Below are 17,783 nucleotides of genomic sequence, written 5' to 3'. Positions count from 1 at the left end.
ATCGAGAATGTTGTGGTGCAGATGACTTGTACCGGCGCTCGATGTGATCCCATCACATCGGTTCGCTTGAATAGTCCCACGGCTGCCCGCTGGACGTGTGAAATTTATCCGCTCCGCAATTAGATTATGCGGATAGCCCACTGTTTCGGCTTGATTGATTGTTGCGACGCAGTTATCTGGAATGCGGATTTAAGTACGGTTCCATACTTTTGTTGGGAAAACCGAGTTCACCATCTTGATTAATGTCGATCCGGGGCATATTAAGTTTGGCGCAACTACAGGGTGCGAGCATGCCAGCTAAGAAACTCGAGTTAGAATCAATGTCCCTTGACGATCTCTGGTCGCTTCATGAGGAAATTAGCGGGATCTTATCGGACCGAATTAAGGCAGAAAAGCACGAACTGGAGAAGCGCTTGGCGGTCCTCGGGGGCGGGGTGGCTGTTTTGACGGCCTCAAGCGGACCGGGCGTGTCTCCGCCTGCCAAGGCGAGACGCAAATATCCGCGTGTGCTGCCGAAATACCGGAATCCCCAGACCTCCGAGACCTGGTCGGGGCGCGGCAAGCGGCCGCGGTGGTTGGTTGCTGCCATGAAGTCTGGCCGAAGAATTGAGGACTTTCGCATAGGGGATGCAAGTCCGAAGCTTCGTCAGCGCGCGTAACCTGATCTGCACTGTTCGACGGAGGGGTGGGGTTAAATGGCCGCCGCAGTGCCCGTGATCCTGTGGGCCTAATAGGCGTTGCGTCCCCGCAGCACTTCGAGGGGAGTTCGCAGCAGGATCACGAGATCAAGCCGAAGGCTCCAGTTGTCGATGTACCAGAGATCGTATTGTACGCGTGTTTCGACCGTGATGGCTGTGGGGGTTGGACCGCGGCAGCCATGGACTTGGGCCCATCCGGTCAGTCCTGGCCTGACCCTGCGGCGTAGGGCGTAGTTCCGCACGAGCTTGTCAAATTCTCCGTCATGAGCCAAGGCATGAGGACGGGGACCGACCAGCGACATGCTGCCGTCGAGAACGTTTAACAGCTGTGGCAGTTCATCGAAGCTTGTCCGTCGCAGCCATTTGCCGACGCGCGTCACCCGTCGGTCGAGGCGATGGGCCTGAAGGATCGCCGGCCCGTCCTCGAGCACATGCATCGTCCGGAATTTGCGGATCAGGAAGATCCGGCCATTAAAACCACAGCGTTGCTGTCGAAAGAATATGGGGCCGGGCGAGTCCAGCTTGATTGCAAGTGCGGCCAGCACAAGCAGCGGGGCAAGTATCGTCAAGGCGAGCGCGGCGCCGAAAAGATCAATGATTCGTTTGGTCGCACAGTCCAGCTGCGTAAGCGGCCCACCCTGGAGTTCAACACAGACCGTACTTCCAAGGCTTCGTGTGGGGTGTCGAAGCAATTCGGATGTCGTACCGACCGGCACGAACACAACCGGTAGCGGCAAGACCCGCAAATCGGCAACGAAGGCCCGGAGTTCGGGCCATCGTTCCGGGTGCGCTTCCACAACCACCTGGTCGAGCTCGGAGCTGCGAATGTAGTCAATCACGCGAGCCGTGAGCCGCCTTCGACAGGCAGGACCGAAGCCGATTGGGGGCAAGCTGAACCGGCCTCGGACACAATAACCATGCATCGCCAGCGTTTCAGGCAGTCCGGCGTTTTTCGATGGCGGCTGGTCGCTGACCAGAACAATGTTTGTGCTGGCGAATTTTCTGCCGCTCAGGCCCTTCCCGAGAAGCGCTCTCACTCCCCACCGCTCGGCCATAAGCAAGCCCAGGCCCAGGACAGCGAAAAGTGTGCCCGCTTGGTGAGAAGAGCCCGAACCAATTGCAAAACCGTACCCGGCCCATATCAAGAACAACAATGACGCCCATGCAATCCAGACGGCGCGCATCTGACTTCGCAGGACGAGGAGCTCGGCCGGCCGATAAAGACCGTGCGTCTTCAAGAGGCAAACGAGACATGTTGCGCTGACTAGGGCCAGGCCAAGTGCGTTGCTTAAGTCGCCTGCAGCCCATCCACTCTGAGCTCGGCTCACCCACATCGAAACGACGCTCGCAAAAAGAATGGTCGCAATATCCGCACAGAGCGCCACGTATTCGATCGACTCGTAACGAAGGGGCCATTTGTGCTGGCGGGATACCGACGGCCTGGGACCGATACGGTCCCTATCTTCCTCATGGGGGAAATGTCGGTTTATGAAATTCATTGTCGGGATACCCGAGACCTACAATTTAATTATTAATAATTAAATGAATATATCAAGTAAAAAATCACAATTCGCGCTACTTTAAATGTGCCGAGGTTGATCCTTGGCGCCGGGGGCCGGCGGATTCTTGATCGCCTAGGAATTGAAAGGAATAGCCGGGCGCTAGCGCGGCTTTCTCTCTCCCGAGACCCTGTTCGGCGGTGAAAATTCGCTTCCGGTCCCGGGAACTCGGATGCCCGCATGCATACCCTGAAGATAACCGGGATCTAACTCAGAAATCAGATTGTCCGCAAAAGCCTTGCCATCAGCTCCTGCGGATTTATAGGCGGCGAGGAGGGCCGGTCTGAGGGCAGGCTGATCTGCCAAGGCAATTTTCACGTCACGCTTTATCAGCTCACGCAGTTCGGGCTCACTTGCAACCGAGCCCGTGCCGAGGACGATAGTCAGCCGTAGCGGAAGTAGCGCCAGATCATTTGGTGCGGTGTAGTACGAGAGTTTCAGCAAAGCGATGAGGTCATATCCGGTCGACTTCTGCTCCTTCGAGATCGCCGCCAGCATGAGCCAAAGATCACCTCGCAAAGGCGAGTAGTGCAGTGCATCCGCGAACGCATTTAGCGACGCGAGATGTGTTCCGTCCTCGGGCCTTGAACCAGCAGTTTCATCGACCTTGGGCTGTGCCGTGGCGGGAATTTCTGCGCCCAAGTCGCCGTGGGCGGGAAGAGACTTCGACGGCGTACTCGAAAGCGCCTGGATTGAAGTGCGGCTGAAGGCAGGTTGTCCAATCGGCAGACCGCCGAGATGCGGTCGCTGCGTGAGCAGCCAGGCTGATTGCGCAATCAGAACAACCGCGACGAAGCCCAGCCCAAGACGCACTGACGCATTGCCGAACGCGCTTGGGCGCATTGGCGGGTTCATCGGATCTCGACTGTTTACGCCATTTGCGGACCGCGATGATCGTGAATAGGAGATCTCGCTGGCAGTACTGGGTCGGCTTTGAGCGAAAGCCAACCCGAACAGCGCAGCAGCGAGCAGCGATGCACCGTATTCGAGAATTCCATCCTCAATCAGGGCCAGTACAGCTAACGAAACCGCAGCGCCTGAACCGATAGCAGCGTAGACGTAGTCGTGACCACGCAGCAAGGAACGCCTGAACAAAGTAGCGGCGCCAAGCACCGTAACGATCAGCAAGCCGCAAAGAAAGGTCCGGCCCATTTCGATAGCTATGGCCGCGGCGGCCGTGGGGCGCTCTCGCGCCGCGGCTGTGCCGATGTCTCGATGAATTGGTAGCACTACCGGGTATGCTCCTGCGCCGAGGCCGGTCGGCGCGGTGTCCTGCAGCATCCGTTCAGTCGCAGCTTGCTGATGTCGGGATAGGGCGATCGTCAGATCGGTATCCTGCCTCATTGGCACAATGGTGAAGCTCGCGAGAAACAGGACCGCAGACGTCGCAAGCACGCCTGCTGTGCCCCAAATTCCGTAGAACCAGTTGCGGATGGCGAACACGGCCAACACAATTACCATGCCAAGCAGTGCAGCAACGACAATGCTGGTCTGGCCGCCAACAAGAATTCTCGCCAGACAGATGAGCATTGCCAAAAGAGCAAGCGATAGTTTCGTCGCCCAACCTAGCGCGGAGCCTGAAGGTTGCTTAATGCGTCGGCTTTGCTCCAATGCACCGACCATCATCCCAGAGGATAGCAACAAGCCCAGCGCCGCCGGAACCGCACTATTCACAAGCAAGAGAGCGGTATCCGAGCCGCTTATCTGCCGTAACATTGCATACCCGCTGACGCCAGCTGCGACCGAGACAAGAATGTAGAGGAGCTGTGACGCGCACTGTTTGTCCAACGCGACCACTGCCGTGAGGAGCGCGAGGGCGATGACCGCGTTGTAGTGCAAAACCGCCTGCACGGTTGTGCGAACGTCAACTGTGATCCGTTCGGCAAGGGGCTCATTCAAGGCAGCTGATGCGGCTTGCCATATAGGACTACCGAGTCCATGGATCGGAAGTGGAACGAGCTGGAGAGCCATCCAAACCGCCGGCGCAGCGAGCGCAAGGATGAGAAGGGGCCGTAGACGTCGTGCTAGTCGCGCGACTGCGGAGGAGGAGATGAAGATTGCTGCTCCCAGTACAGCGACGGCGAGAAGAGCCGAGAATATGCCCTGAACGCGCGAGACTTCGGGCGTTGCAAATGCCGAGGCGATGGTCATAAGAACAGCCAGCATTAGGAATTTGACGACCATATAGCATCACCCCCTCTGTCTGACCGATCGGCAGATGCTCAGCTCGACAGGCACTCTGATCTGCCTTCTAGAATTGCAACGCACCGCGACACGGCCAGTTCAAGAGCCCGAAAGGCCGTACCGAATGTAGTGGCTGTCATCATAGTAGTCGCTGCGTCCGGCGTCGTATCGCGCCATCGCCTTAATGTCAGTCTTATTAAATACCGCGCCGATGAGCGCGTCGGAAATGGTCGGAGCGGTATGCAAAGCATGCTGAACGACGTCAATTTTAGTACGCCCCCATTCGACGACCAGTACGTAGCAATCGATCAGAGGAGCGGTCACGCGCACGTCGACAAGAGGAGTGAGCGGCGGAAGATCCACGATGATGTAGTCGTAGCTTTGCCGGAGACGATCAAATAGCTTGCATATCGATGGGTCGGACAGAATCTCGCTTGTATGAAGCAGAGGACCGCGACGAACCGCCGGAAGGAATGCAAGGTTTGTCCTTGGATCTCTCCAGATTGCGTCTTCAAGCGAACAGCAGCCGTTCGCAACTTCAATGATGCCATCTGGGGCTTTGGGCGCGACGCTCGCCGAGAGCGTCGGATTTCTGAGGTCGCAATCGACAATGATGGCTTTCTTGCCGCTGTGTCCGATGAGTTGCGCAAGCGAGGCGGAAATCGTCGTCTTCCCTTCGTTGGGAAGAGCGGATGTTATGCCAATCACCTGGTTCGGGGTCTTCGCCGGACTATGATCGATTGCAAGCTTAATCGAGCGAATTGCCTCGGTATACCGTGAGAGGGGCATGCCGACGACGGCACGATGAATGTCCGGAACGGTCGAAATTATTCGTTGGCTCAGTTCCTCTTGCGTCTGTTGGAGCCGAGCCGCTGGCCTCTGCTGTCGGGACACACTTAGGATCGGGACGAGAGACAAGCACGGGAGTTCCAGCGTGGCCTCGAGTTGGGACGTGGTGCGGAAAACACGGTCCATCACGTCCCTGACGAAGGCCAGGAGTATGCCGAGCGCAAGTCCGCTCAGAAGGCCGATGCCAAGCACCACCTTGGTCTTTGGCTTGCTCTTGGTTTGGGCGGCCGAAGCGGGGAAGATCACCCGCGTCTCTGAAATGGGGAAGGTCTCTTGTTGTGCCGAACCCATGTAGTGTTGCAGAAACGTCTCGTAGAGCGCGCGCAGGCTCTTGGACCGGCTCTCCAGATCTCGAATGGTCAGTTCCGCCGAATTTGTGAGGCGCGAATGCGACACAGCTTGGGTAAGTTGTTTCTCGAGCTCCTGTTGCCGCTGCTGGGCGGCCTCAAAGTCGTTTCGACTGGACTCGGCAAGTCTCCTGACTTCCTCAAGAATCGACGTCCGGAGATCCCGCACTCGATTCCGAAGATTGACGACCGCGAGGTGATCGCGTCCATAACGCGTCGACCATTCAGATTCGCGTCGTGCCAGGTCGAGATATTGCTGTCTAAGGCTCGTGATGATCGGGCTCTGGAGCACGTCGGCGCCCAGCGCCTCAGGTAAACCGGCCACAGGCGAGCTCTTGGAGCCGGTCTGCAGGATGGTTTCATAGCCCTTGAGTTTTACCAGCGCATCGGAGGTCTGTGCACGAGCAGCCACAAGGCGGGCATTGAGCTCATTGATTTGCTGCTCGCCAATCGGCTTACCGCCCGGCGAGACAATGTTGTTCTGAGACTTGTAAGCATTGACGGCGCGTTCAGCGGTCAACGCCTCATCGCCAAGATTGCGGAGACGGTCCTGCAGCCAGCTTGTTGCTGTCCGAGTGGCATCAAACTTTGCGCTGAGCTGGCCGTTGATATAGGTGCTTGCGACTGCATTTGCGATCTCCGCGCTCAGCACGGGATCGCTCGAGCTGAAATTCACTTCGATGACATGGCTATAGCTAATCCGGCCTGCAGAGAGGCGGTCCAGAAAAGCCGCAATGGTGGTTTCGGACGGCTGATTTGGTGCCGCAGACTGCGCATCTTTCAGAGGATCGGATCTCCACCGCTGGATCCAGCGCTGGAGGGAAGACAGGGACAGGTCCGGTGCTTTGAAGTCGGGGTGATTGGCTAGCTTCAGTTGGTTGATCACTTCGACAGCGGTTGCTCGTGATTTGATGATCTGTAGCTGCGTCTCGATTTGAGCGACATCGACGAGCGGCTCCGAGAGAAGTGACTGCTGCTGGAGGAATTGGGCTCTTGGATTTGCGAGAATGATTTGAACCTGCGCCGTGTACGTTGGCGGCACCAGCCGCAGGTAAATCAGGCTGCTCGCAGTTACGAGAGCTGCGGTCACAAGGATCACGAGATATTGGCGCCGTACAAATACGATGCCCAATTTGATCAGCTCGCCGACGCCAGCGCCATCGCGGTCGGGCTGCAGGATCATTGGAAGGCGTGTTCTTTCGGATTGGAGCGGATGGGTATGAAGCATCAAACAGGCCTCTCGGGCAGTGATGACGTCGCGCGGGGGGCGGGCGCCGCCCTCGTTTTGAAATGGGTCGCATCATTTAAAATCAATATATACTATAAAATGTCGCTTGCAAATTAAATGAATATTGAATATTTAAGACAACGGAATTAAACGGGATGGTCGGCGACCACTCACCGGAGCGCGGATTGATTGAGCCTGACCTGTTCCTCCGAGCCACCTGCTGGGCTCGGCCGGTCAGTTTGGAGGGCTTCGGGGAAGATCGGGCCGTCTCATTTGAAGGGCGGCGGCTGGCGGAGAATGCCGATGCTGGAAGTGCGAAGTTTGGCGATTCCGGACGTCAAATTGGTCCGAACAGAAAGGTTTTCTGACGCCCGCGGCTATTTTTGCGAGACGTTTCGTCGCTCCGCTTTTGCGGAAAAGGGGATTCCGAACGATTTCATCCAGGACAATCAATCATGCTCGGAGCCGGTCGGGACGGTTCGCGGATTACACTTCCAGCGACCGCCGTTCGCGCAGGCCAAGCTGATCCGGGTGCTAAAGGGAGCGATTCTCGATGTTGCGGTCGATCTTCGGCGCTCCTCCCCGACGTTCGGCAGGCACGTCTCGGTCAAGCTGGACAGCGAGAGCGACGAGCAGTTGTTCGTTCCAAAAGGGTTCGCTCACGGCTTTTGCACACTGCAGCCTCAAACCATGGTCTTCTACAAGGTTGATGAGGTCTACTCTCCCGCGCACGACGGGGGAATTCATTGGGCCGATTCCGACTTGGCGATCGAGTGGCCCGTGAAGGCCTCAGAGGTCCGGCTTTCCGCAAAGGACCGAACGCTTCCCAACTTCGACCAGCTTGTTTCAGTGTTTGAATAGAGGACGTGGCATGCGTGTCCTGGTGACGGGCGGAGCGGGATTTATCGGTTCTGCCGTCTGTCGACAGCTGGTGTCGGAGGCAGGGGTCACCGTCGTCAATGTCGATAAATTGACATATGCGGCCAATCTGGCGTCGTTGGCATCCATCGACGGCTCAAGCTCCTATCGGTTTGAGCAGCACGACATCTGCGATCAGGAGGCTGTAGATCGTCTATTTGCTCGATGGGAGCCAACTGCGGTCATTCATCTAGCCGCAGAGAGTCATGTCGACCGCTCGATTACAGGTTCGGCAAAGTTCATCACTACCAACATAATCGGCACCTACACGCTGATGGAGGCAGCCAGGCGATACCATGATCGGTTGCCAGACGAGCGGCGGAAGCAGTTCAGATTCGTCCACGTGTCGACGGACGAGGTCTACGGTTCTTTGGGATCGTTCGACCGCTTCCGGGAAGATACACCCTATCGGCCGAGTTCGCCTTATTCAGCGAGCAAGGCGGCTTCGGATCACCTCGCGCTCGCCTGGCATAAGACCTACGGCTTACCGGTTGTCGTGTCGAACTGTTCGAACAATTACGGACCGTTCCAATTCCCGGAAAAGCTCATTCCGCTGACGATTCTCAACGCGATCGAGTACAAGCCGCTGCCTCTCTATGGTGATGGCAGCAATGTGCGTGACTGGCTTTATGTAGAGGATCACGCAGCCGGTTTGATACGGCTGCTGTTCGAGGGCAGGCCGGGAGAGAAGTATAATTTCGGCGGGGACAGCGAACGGTCCAACCTGGAGGTTGTCAGCCAGATCTGTGACGTGCTTGATCGATTACGTCCCGGGCCGGCAGCGAGGCGGTCGCTTATTACGTTCGTGCCGGACCGTCCGGGACACGACGCACGTTACGCGATCGACGCGTCTAAGGCTCACCGCGAGCTGGGATGGCAGCCGACCCGAAGCTTCGAGCAAGGTCTCGCCGACACCGTGGAATGGTATCTGGCCAGCGGCGCCTGGTGGGCGGGCGCTCGCAACAGCGTCTACGACGGATCGCGTCTCGGTCTCCCAGGCACCCTACACTGAGGTCGCACATGATTGAACGATCGATTTTGATTGCTGGTCGGAATGGCCAATTGGCCAGCTGCCTTCGTGATCTTGCTAACCTTCGCGGCTTGCCTGCGGTGGCCCTCGGACGCGAGGAGCTGAACCTGGAAGTCCGGGAGGGGATCGACAGGATGGTTGCCTCGGTCGCTCCCTCTATGATCATCAACGTCGCTGCCTATACGGCTGTAGATCAGGCAGAATCCGAAACCGGAAAGGCCTTCAGCATCAACCGCGACGGTGCGGCGGCGTTGGCGGATATCGCATGGCAGAGAAATATTCCATTTGTACATTTGTCAACCGAATATGTCTTTGATGGTGCGAAGCATGAGGCTTACGACGAGTCAGACGTTCCAGCACCGTTGAACGCGTACGGCGCTTCGAAGCTAGCCGGCGAAGCGGCTGTCTTGGCGGCGCATCCGCTGGCCACCGTCGTCAGGTCCTCTTGGATTTACAGCGCGATTGGCAGCAACTTCGTTCGGACGATGTTGCGGCTGGCCGAGACGCGCCCGATTGTAAAGGTCGTTTGCGACCAGCAGGGAAGCCCAACTTCGGCCGTGGATCTGGCGGCGGCGCTCCTCCACATTGCCGAGCGGTCGCTCACCGGCGATCGCCGCACCGCGGCGGGAATTTTTCACGTGACCGGCCAAGGAACGACGACCTGGCACGGCTTTGCAGAGGCAATTTTCGACGGTTTATCCCGTCGGGGGAGGCAGCCTCCAAAGCTCGAAGCGATTACGACCGAGCAGTATCCTTGTGCTGCGCGCCGGCCACCGAACTCGCGACTGGACTCATCCAAAGCGGAACGCGTGTTTGGAATTCGGTTGCCGGCTTGGCTCGACTCTCTCGAAACCTGTCTCGACCAACTCGTCGGAGAAGGAGACACTGATGCTGAAGGGAATCGTCCTGGCTGGCGGCAGCGGAACGCGCCTTTATCCGATCACGCGCGCGGTCAGCAAGCAATTACTGCCGATCTATGACAAGCCGATGATCTACTATCCCTTGTCGGTGTTGATGCTGGCAGGGATCCGCGAGATCTTGGTCATCACCACGCCGGCAGACCGGTGCCATTTCGAGCGATTGCTCGGAGATGGAAGCCAATGGGGCATTCGCCTCAGCTATGCCGAGCAACCCCGTCCGGGAGGGCTCGCGGAGGCGTTTATCGTTGGGGCCGATTTCATCGGAACCGACCGCGTGGCAATGGTGCTCGGAGACAATATCTTTTTCGGTAGTGGCTTGCGTGAACTGCTCGCCAGGGCTGCCTCACGCGAGGAAGGCGCAACTGTCTTCGCATATCACGTGCGCGATCCCGAACGATACGGCGTCGTTACGTTTGATGATGCGGGACGTCCTGCACGAATCGAGGAGAAACCGAGCAAGCCGACGTCGAACTGGGCAATCACGGGTCTTTATTTCTTTGACAATCGTGTGGTGCGGTATGCCCGTCGCGTCGAACCGTCGGCCCGCGGAGAACTCGAAATAACCGATCTGCAAATGCGCTACCTCTCGGCGGACGCTCTCCACGTCGAACGTATGGGGCGGGGCTTCGCATGGTTGGACACCGGCACGGTCGAGTCGCTTATCGAGGCAGGGACTTTCGTGCAAACCATAGAAAAGCGGCAGGGCATGAAGGTGGCTTGCATTGAAGAGATCGCCTTGCTGCAGGGCTTCATCGATCGAAACCAGCTTCTCGCGCTGATTCAGCCGCTGGAGAAGAGCGGGTATGGGAGATACCTCAACGAAATTCTGCGCCTTTCGGCTGCTGATTCCGCTATCGAGGTCGCCTGATCCAGCTATCAAATTTAATATATAATGAATTGACCTTCGCTATCCATTTAAATTAAATGTATTTATTAGAAATTGCGAGAGGCTGGCCATGCTGAATCAAAGGTCGAGCGTCTTCTATCGAGGAGCAAGGCCTCTCCTCCCGGAAGAAAGTGACTTCAACCCGACGATCCCAAGCCTGGAGCGACCGCCCTTCTGGGCCGCGACCTGGAGCAACAATCTGCCGGTGTGGCAGCCGCTCTGGATTCCATCCCGCGCAGGCCTGCCAGTTGGGAGCTCGAACGTCGGGACCGAGGCAAGTGTGGTCGCAGGTCCGGGTGCAAGTTCCCGGCAGCTGACCGCCATCGGCGGTGTGCTCAGTTACGCTGCCGCAGCGTTGCAGACAACATTGTCTGCCCAGCTGTCGGGTGCGACTCGTTGGATCAATGCGAGCGGCGGCTATTGGAATGTTGCTGCGAACTGGAGTGCCGGCGTTCCGGATATCTCGTCCACCGCGTCCATCGATGCGCCGGGACGCTATGTTGTTGCAGCCGCAGGCAATGTCGACATAACCAGGCTGGTTGTCGATTCAGATGCGACAGTTTCGCTCGGGGCTGGAAGCTCATTCGTCGTAGAGGGCGACGCAACAAACGACGGGAACGTCAAGCTTGGATCCTTCAGCGGAGAGCGCGTTGCTGCGGCAGATTTTAAGGGAGACGTCCGTGGATCGGGGGACTTCGCGATTTCCGACAAGGCAACTCTCGAGATCGGAGGGGCGGTCTCTGGGCAAGTCTTGAGTGGATCTTTTTCCGGAATAACCGTGTCCTTCGAGACCGATGCGGGCAATCTTATCCTCGATCACTCCACCCAATTCCACGGCCTGATCGGAAGTTCATCGCCGGATCGACCGCTTTCGGCTGGCAATCTCATTGATCTCAGGGATCTTTCCTTCACGTCGACGATGTCGGCGTCGGTTCATTACGACAGCAGCTCAAATATCAGTACGGTCGATTTCGGCAACGGAGCCGACAACGTCACCTTGCTGTTCTCCGGGAATGACCCGAACTGGACCTTTGCAAGCGACGGCCAGGGCGGCACCGTCGTTGCGGACCCGACCAACCCGATCGTGCTGGAGAATCAGAAACAAGGCACGCCGCAAAGCGTCTGGCAGATCGCCGCTGGCGCAGACTCAACGAAAATCCAGGGGTTCACGACGGCGATAAGTACCAATATCGGCAGCACCGTTCAATTCAAGATCAACAACCAGACCGGCGCGCCGAACTACCATATCGATATCTACCGGCTTGGTTACTACGGCGGCAACGGTGCCCGGCTGATTACGAGCTTGCAGCATCAGGCTGCGGCCTCGGTGATTCAACCGGCCCCGTTAAAGGATACGTCCACTGGTCTCGTGGACGCCGGCAACTGGAGTGTGACTGACTCTTGGACAGTTCCGACGACCGCCGTATCAGGCGTCTACATTGCCAATGTTATTGACGGCACGCAGGTTTTCCAAATTCCGTTTGTCGTCCGCAGCGATGCGTCCACCAGCGCTATCGTGTTCCAAACGTCTGACCAAACCTGGGAAGCATATAACCCTTGGGGCGGGGCCGATCTTTACGCCGGCAACGGACCTGGTATCAACGGTTCCGCCTATGCCGTGAGCTACAACCGTCCGATCACGACGCGTGACGGCGGTCTGTTCGGCACCTCCAATGACATGGTGTTCTCGGCGGAGTATCCGGCGATCTACTGGCTCGAGCAGAATGGATACGATGTCTCCTATATCTCCGGCATCGACGCGGCGACCAGCGGATCACTCCTGCTCAACCATCAAGTCTACATGGACGTTGGCCATGACGAATATTGGACCGACAGCCAGGTTTCCAACGTCCAGGCGGCCGGCCATGCCGGCACCAACTTGATGTTCCTCAGTGGCAACGAGGTGTACTGGCAGACAAGACTCGCGGCCAGCATCGATCCCAGTCACACCGCGAACCGAACCCTGATTACGTACAAGGACACCCACGCCAATCAGTTGATCGATCCGACCGGGACGGCAACAAGCACGTTCATGGACGCGCGTTTTGCGTCAACCGGAGGCATGGCGGGGATCCCGTCCAATGCCCTCACCGGCACGGTGTTTCAGGTCGACTCCGACCGTACTGACGTGATCAAAATTCCGTATGGCATGACGAAGTTACGCTTTTGGCGCAATACGTCGGTCGCCAACACGCCGTCTGGCCAATCGGCGTCCCTTGTACAAAATTTGCTTGGTTACGAGTGGGATTCATCGCCCGACAATGGCTTCCGCCCGGCTGGACTGGTCGATGTGTCGTCGACGACGTTGCAGATCAACGGCCAATATCTGTTGGACTATGGCAACACCACGGGTAACGGAACGGCAACGCATAATCTGGTCGAGTTTCGCGACCCCGTCAGTGGTGCTTTGGTTTTCGGAGCCGGTACGGTGTTCTGGTCGTGGGGCCTTGCCTCCGACCACGATCAGGTGACGGGCTCGGCGACGCCGATTGATCCGAATGTTCAGCAGGCGACGGTCAATGTGCTCGCCGATATGGGCGTGCAGCCCGCGACGCTGCAGGCGAGTCTGGTGATCGCATCCCAATCGAGTGATCACACGGCGCCGACCTCCACCATCACGAACGTTTCGGCCAGCAGCGTCCCGGAGAGCCAGTCGGTCACCGTCACGGGAACGGCCAGTGATGTGGGTGGCGTCATCGGCGGTGTCGAAGTCTCGACCGACAGCGGAAAGACGTGGCATCCCGCCACCAGCGGTTTCGGCACCGCGAACGTGACATGGTCGTATACATTCACCGCAGGCGCTTCCGGCCAGTACAAGATCGAAAGCAGGGCGGTGGATGACAGCGTCAATCTTGAAACTCCGGGCGCGGGAGTCGGCTACACGGTTACGCCTTCGACGAACTTGTCGATGTTTAGTCCGACGGATACGCCGGCCGTCATCACCACCAATGATGCCGGCGCCGCAGAACTGGGCGTGAAATTCGTCGCCGCCGTATCGGGCGACATCACCGGCATCCGGTTCTACAAGGGGCCGCAGAACACAGGGACGCATCTTGGCGATCTCTGGACTACCAACGGCGCGCTGCTTGCAAGCGCGACGTTCACCAACGAAACCGCTAGCGGTTGGCAACAGGTGAATTTCGCGACACCAGTGCATGTGCAGGCCGGGCTCACCTACGTCGCCTCCTACCACACGAATACCGGTCAGTACTCCACGACCGACTTCTATTTCGATAACGCCGGACATACCCGCGGTCCCTTGACGGCCACAGGTAGCGGCCTCAATGGTGTCTATGCGTACGGTCCCGGACCGCTTTTCCCGAACACCGTTTCGAACATAAAGGCTGATAATTATTGGGTAGACGTCGTCTTCAGGGACACCACCCTGCAACCGCAGGCCAACAATGACAGCGGGTTTAACGTTGCGGAAAATGGTGTGCTGAGTATTCCGGCGTCGGCGCTCCTCGCCAATGATACGGATCCGGCCGGCCTGTCGTTTTCGATCACCAGCGTGAGCAGCCCGGTCAACGGGAGCGTAAGCTACAACGCACAAACTCAGACGGTGACGTTTACTCCGACCGCGAATTTCGCCGGACCGGCTCAATTCTCCTACACCATCACTGACACGAGCGAGGCCAGCGGAACCGGCCAGGTCTCCCTCAATGTCAATTACCCGGTTTCCGCTCAGAGCCTGTTCGCCACCACCGACACGCCGAGTGTGGTCAATTCGGGTGACACGAGTTCCGTCGAGGTTGGAGTCAAATTCAGCGCCTCGGTCAACGGGACGATAACCGGCCTCCGGTTCTACAAGGGTTCGTTGAATACGGGTACACACGTCGCGCATCTCTGGACTGCGACGGGAACGCTGCTGGGCACTGCGACTTTCAGCGCCGAGACCGCCAGCGGCTGGCAGCAGGTAAGCTTTTCGAGTCCGATAGCCGTTACCGCGGGCACGACATATGTCGCTTCCTACCACACCAACGGCAACTATTCAGACACTCAGAGCTATTTCACGAATTCTATTACCAATGGCCAGTTGAGCGCGCCAGCGGCCGGGAATGGAGTCTATGCCTACGGATCCGGTGCGCCGTTCCCAACCAACGTTTACAAGTCGAGCAACTACTATGTTGACGTGGTGTTCAACGGATCCTCCAACACCAACGCACCGCCGACGGCGGTCGCCGATACTGGCGACGCCACGGAGAAAGGCGGCCTCGCCAACGGCACGGGCGGCTCGCCCGCTACGGGAAACGTACTGACCAATGACACGGATCCAGACGCCGGCGACACCAAGACCGTAACTGCGGTCGCCTTCGGCTCGACCGCTGGCACGCTTGGCTCGACTTTGAATGGAGCGCATGGTGGCCTCGTGCTCAATGCGACGGGAGCTTTCACTTATACCGTCAACGAAACCGATCCCGCCGTGCAGGCCCTGCGGCTTGCGACCAACACGGTGACTGACGTCTTCAATTATACGATGCGCGACGCCGCCGGCGCGACCTCGTCCACGACACTCACGATCACCGTTCACGGCGCCAATGACGCGCCGGTGCTGGCGGTCCAGACCGGCAACCAAACGGCAACGGTTGGTTCGGCCTTCTCGCTGACGCTGCCTGCCGGCACCTTCACTGACGTTGATTCCGGCGATTTGCTCGCCTACACGGCAACCGCCGCCGATGGCTCGCCACTGCCTGGCTGGTTGAGTTTCAACGCCACCACCCGGACCTTCAGCGGCACACCGGCGTCTGGCGATGTCGGCACGGTCAGCGTAAAGGCAACCGCAACCGATCTCGGCAGTCTCGCCGCCAGCGAAACGTTCAATATAGCGGTGACGACGACGCCGAACGCACCGCCGACGGCGGTCGCCGATACTGGCGACGCCACGGAGAAAGGCGGCCTCGCCAACGGCACGGGCGGCTCGCCCGCTACGGGAAACGTACTGACCAATGACACGGATCCAGACGCCGGCGACACCAAGACCGTAACTGCGGTCGCCTTCGGCTCGACCGCTGGCACGCTTGGCTCGACTTTGAATGGAGCGCATGGTGGCCTCGTGCTCAATGCGACGGGAGCTTTCACTTATACCGTCAACGAAACCGATCCCGCCGTGCAGGCCCTGCGGCTTGCGACCAACACGGTGACTGACGTCTTCAATTATACGATGCGCGACGCCGCCGGCGCGACCTCGTCCACGACACTCACGATCACCGTTCACGGCGCCAATGACGCGCCGGTGCTGGCGGTCCAGACCGGCAACCAAACGGCAACGGTTGGTTCGGCCTTCTCGCTGACGCTGCCTGCCGGCACCTTCACTGACGTTGATTCCGGCGATCTGCTCGCCTACACGGCAACCGCCGCCGATGGCTCGCCACTGCCTGGCTGGTTGAGTTTCAACGCCACCACCCGGACCTTCAGCGGTACACCAGCGTCTGGCGATGTCGGCACGGTCAGCGTAAAGGCAACCGCAACCGATCTCGGCAGTCTCGCCGCCAGCGAAACGTTCAATGTTGCGGTGAGCACCGCGCCCTCGACGGTCAGCTTGTTCTCGAGTTCCGACACGCCATCAGTGCTATCAACGTCCGACACATCGCAAGTCAATCTTGGCGTACGGTTTACGTCCTCGGCGGCCGGAACCATCTCCGCAATCAAGTACTACAAGAGTGCGAATGACACCGGTACTCACGCCGGCTCGCTGTGGAGTAGCACAGGCACGCTCCTGGCGACCGCAACCTTCTCCAACGAGACCAGCAGCGGTTGGCAAACCGTGACGTTCAGCAGCCCAGTATCGATCGCGGCCGGCACCACCTATGTCGCGAGCTTCCACAGCAACGGCCATTATGCCGATACGCCTAACTACTTCGCCACTGCCCACGCGAATGGCCCGCTCACGGCTGCCGCAAGCAACAATGGTGTCTATAGCTATGGAACAGGAAATCTGTTTCCGACTAGCACATTCAGTGCCACCAATTACTGGGTCGACGTCGTGTTCAACAATTCCACCGGCGGCACGAACCAGCCCCCGATCGCCAATAACGACAGTGGTTTCAATGCGACCGAAAATGTACCTCTCAGTATTTCCGGTTCGACGCTTCTAGCAAACGATACCGATCTGAATGGGGATGCTCTTACGATCACGGGCGTCAGTGGCGCCGTCAACGGTACAGTCGGTTTCAGTTCTCAAAACAACACTGTGACGTTCACGCCAGTCAACGGATACACCGGACCGGCGTCGTTCAACTACGTCATCGCGGATGGCCGGGGCGGCACGGCAAGCGCGAGGGCGGATGTCACCGTCCATGCGCCGTCCGCGAGCACTGTGAGTCTGTTCAGCGCGAATCCAACGCCAAGCGTGGTTACAGTGAATGATCCAAATTCTGTCGAACTGGGTATGAAGTTTCAGGCGTCCACCTCGGGCGACATTGTTGGCGTGCGCTTCTACAAGGGACCATCCAACACGGGGACGCACGTCGCCGATCTCTGGAGCAGCACAGGCAGCTTGTTAGCCACCGCGACCTTTTCCAACGAGACGGCGAGCGGCTGGCAGCAGGTCAACTTCGCGACGCCAGTCACGATCACGGCGGGAACGACTTATATCGCTTCCTACCACACTGCGGGCAACTACTCGGACGATCCAAACCTGTTTGCCAATGCGGTGACCAACGGACCACTAACGGCTCCGTCATCCTCGTCAAGCGGGGGTAACGGCGTCTACGCGTACGGATCCGGCAGCCTCTTCCCGAGCAACACCTTTAACGCGACGAGCTACGCGGTCGACGTCGTCTTCAGGGCGCAGCTCGCAGCATAGGAGATTTGGATGCACGCAGAAATTTATACTGACGGGATTGACGAGGTTACAATTGGCGGATCGATCGTGCGGGTGGATCTGTTCAGTCTCTCGCCTACGGAACGTGACGCCAACAATGCGCCAAAGAAGGTCTTTCGGCAAAGGTTGATCTTTTCGGCGGAGTCGTTCGCGAACTCTGTCGAGGTGATGCAGACCGCGCTTCAAGGTCTCGTAGACGCCGGCGTCGTTCAACGCAATCAGCCGAGAGCGCCAGGTGCAGCGCCACAGGCTGCTGTGCGAGTCGAGCGTGCCCCATCGGTTTCGGACAGCTCACGATCTCAAAATGTCTCAACCAACTTCCGTTGAAATCGAACAATGTG

General features: G+C 58.3%; 10 protein-coding genes. 7 read left to right on the top strand and 3 right to left on the bottom strand.

Annotated features, from left to right (window positions below):
* Positions 1-290 precede the first annotated feature (290 nt).
* Positions 291-659: an H-NS family nucleoid-associated regulatory protein gene (locus AB3L03_RS04585; RefSeq protein WP_204510843.1), complete on the top strand. Its 369-nt coding sequence runs from the start codon at positions 291-293 to the stop codon at positions 657-659.
* A gap of 68 nt (positions 660-727) precedes the next feature.
* On the opposite strand, the gene AB3L03_RS04580 is transcribed toward AB3L03_RS04585, so the two are convergent.
* From AB3L03_RS04580 to AB3L03_RS04570, 3 genes are all read right to left on the bottom strand, one after another.
* A complete protein-coding gene (locus AB3L03_RS04580; RefSeq protein WP_231190908.1) occupies positions 728-2,032 on the bottom strand; it encodes an exopolysaccharide biosynthesis polyprenyl glycosylphosphotransferase in 1,305 nt (434 codons plus the stop codon).
* Positions 2,033-2,359: 327 nt separating this feature from the next.
* Positions 2,360-4,441: a hypothetical protein gene (locus AB3L03_RS04575; protein WP_204510845.1), complete on the bottom strand. Its 2,082-nt coding sequence runs from the start codon at positions 4,439-4,441 to the stop codon at positions 2,360-2,362.
* A gap of 99 nt (positions 4,442-4,540) precedes the next feature.
* Positions 4,541-6,820, bottom strand: coding sequence for an AAA family ATPase (locus AB3L03_RS04570; RefSeq protein WP_231188655.1), 2,280 nt, complete (start codon positions 6,818-6,820; stop codon positions 4,541-4,543).
* 348 nt (positions 6,821-7,168) lie between these two features.
* On the opposite strand from AB3L03_RS04570, the gene rfbC reads away from it, so the two are divergent.
* The 6 genes from rfbC (at position 7,169) to AB3L03_RS04540 (ending at position 17,769) form a co-directional block, all read left to right on the top strand.
* On the top strand, positions 7,169-7,726 hold the full coding sequence (gene rfbC, locus AB3L03_RS04565) for a dTDP-4-dehydrorhamnose 3,5-epimerase (RefSeq protein WP_231188651.1): 558 nt from the start codon (positions 7,169-7,171) through the stop codon (positions 7,724-7,726).
* Between the two features lie 10 nt (positions 7,727-7,736).
* On the top strand, positions 7,737-8,795 hold the full coding sequence (rfbB, locus tag AB3L03_RS04560) for a dTDP-glucose 4,6-dehydratase (RefSeq protein ID WP_204510847.1): 1,059 nt from the start codon (positions 7,737-7,739) through the stop codon (positions 8,793-8,795).
* 8 nt (positions 8,796-8,803) lie between these two features.
* Positions 8,804-9,793, top strand: coding sequence for a dTDP-4-dehydrorhamnose reductase (gene rfbD, locus AB3L03_RS04555; protein WP_204510848.1), 990 nt, complete (start codon positions 8,804-8,806; stop codon positions 9,791-9,793).
* Positions 9,702-10,601, top strand: coding sequence for a glucose-1-phosphate thymidylyltransferase RfbA (gene rfbA, locus AB3L03_RS04550; protein ID WP_311979544.1), 900 nt, complete (start codon positions 9,702-9,704; stop codon positions 10,599-10,601). Before rfbD ends, rfbA begins: the two co-directional genes overlap by 92 nt.
* Positions 10,602-10,689: 88 nt before the next feature.
* Complete coding sequence (locus AB3L03_RS04545) at positions 10,690-17,424, top strand: DUF4082 domain-containing protein (protein WP_368508299.1); 6,735 nt, start codon at positions 10,690-10,692, stop codon at positions 17,422-17,424.
* A 9-nt stretch (positions 17,425-17,433) separates the two neighbouring features.
* Positions 17,434-17,769, top strand: coding sequence for a hypothetical protein (locus AB3L03_RS04540; RefSeq protein WP_204510850.1), 336 nt, complete (start codon positions 17,434-17,436; stop codon positions 17,767-17,769).
* The last annotated feature ends 14 nt before the right edge of the window (positions 17,770-17,783 follow it).

The organism is Bradyrhizobium lupini (assembly GCF_040939785.1).
GTDB classification, from domain to species: domain Bacteria; phylum Pseudomonadota; class Alphaproteobacteria; order Rhizobiales; family Xanthobacteraceae; genus Bradyrhizobium; species Bradyrhizobium canariense_D.
Note: the sequence above shows the minus strand (reverse complement) of the source record. Positions and strands in the feature narration are given on the sequence as shown.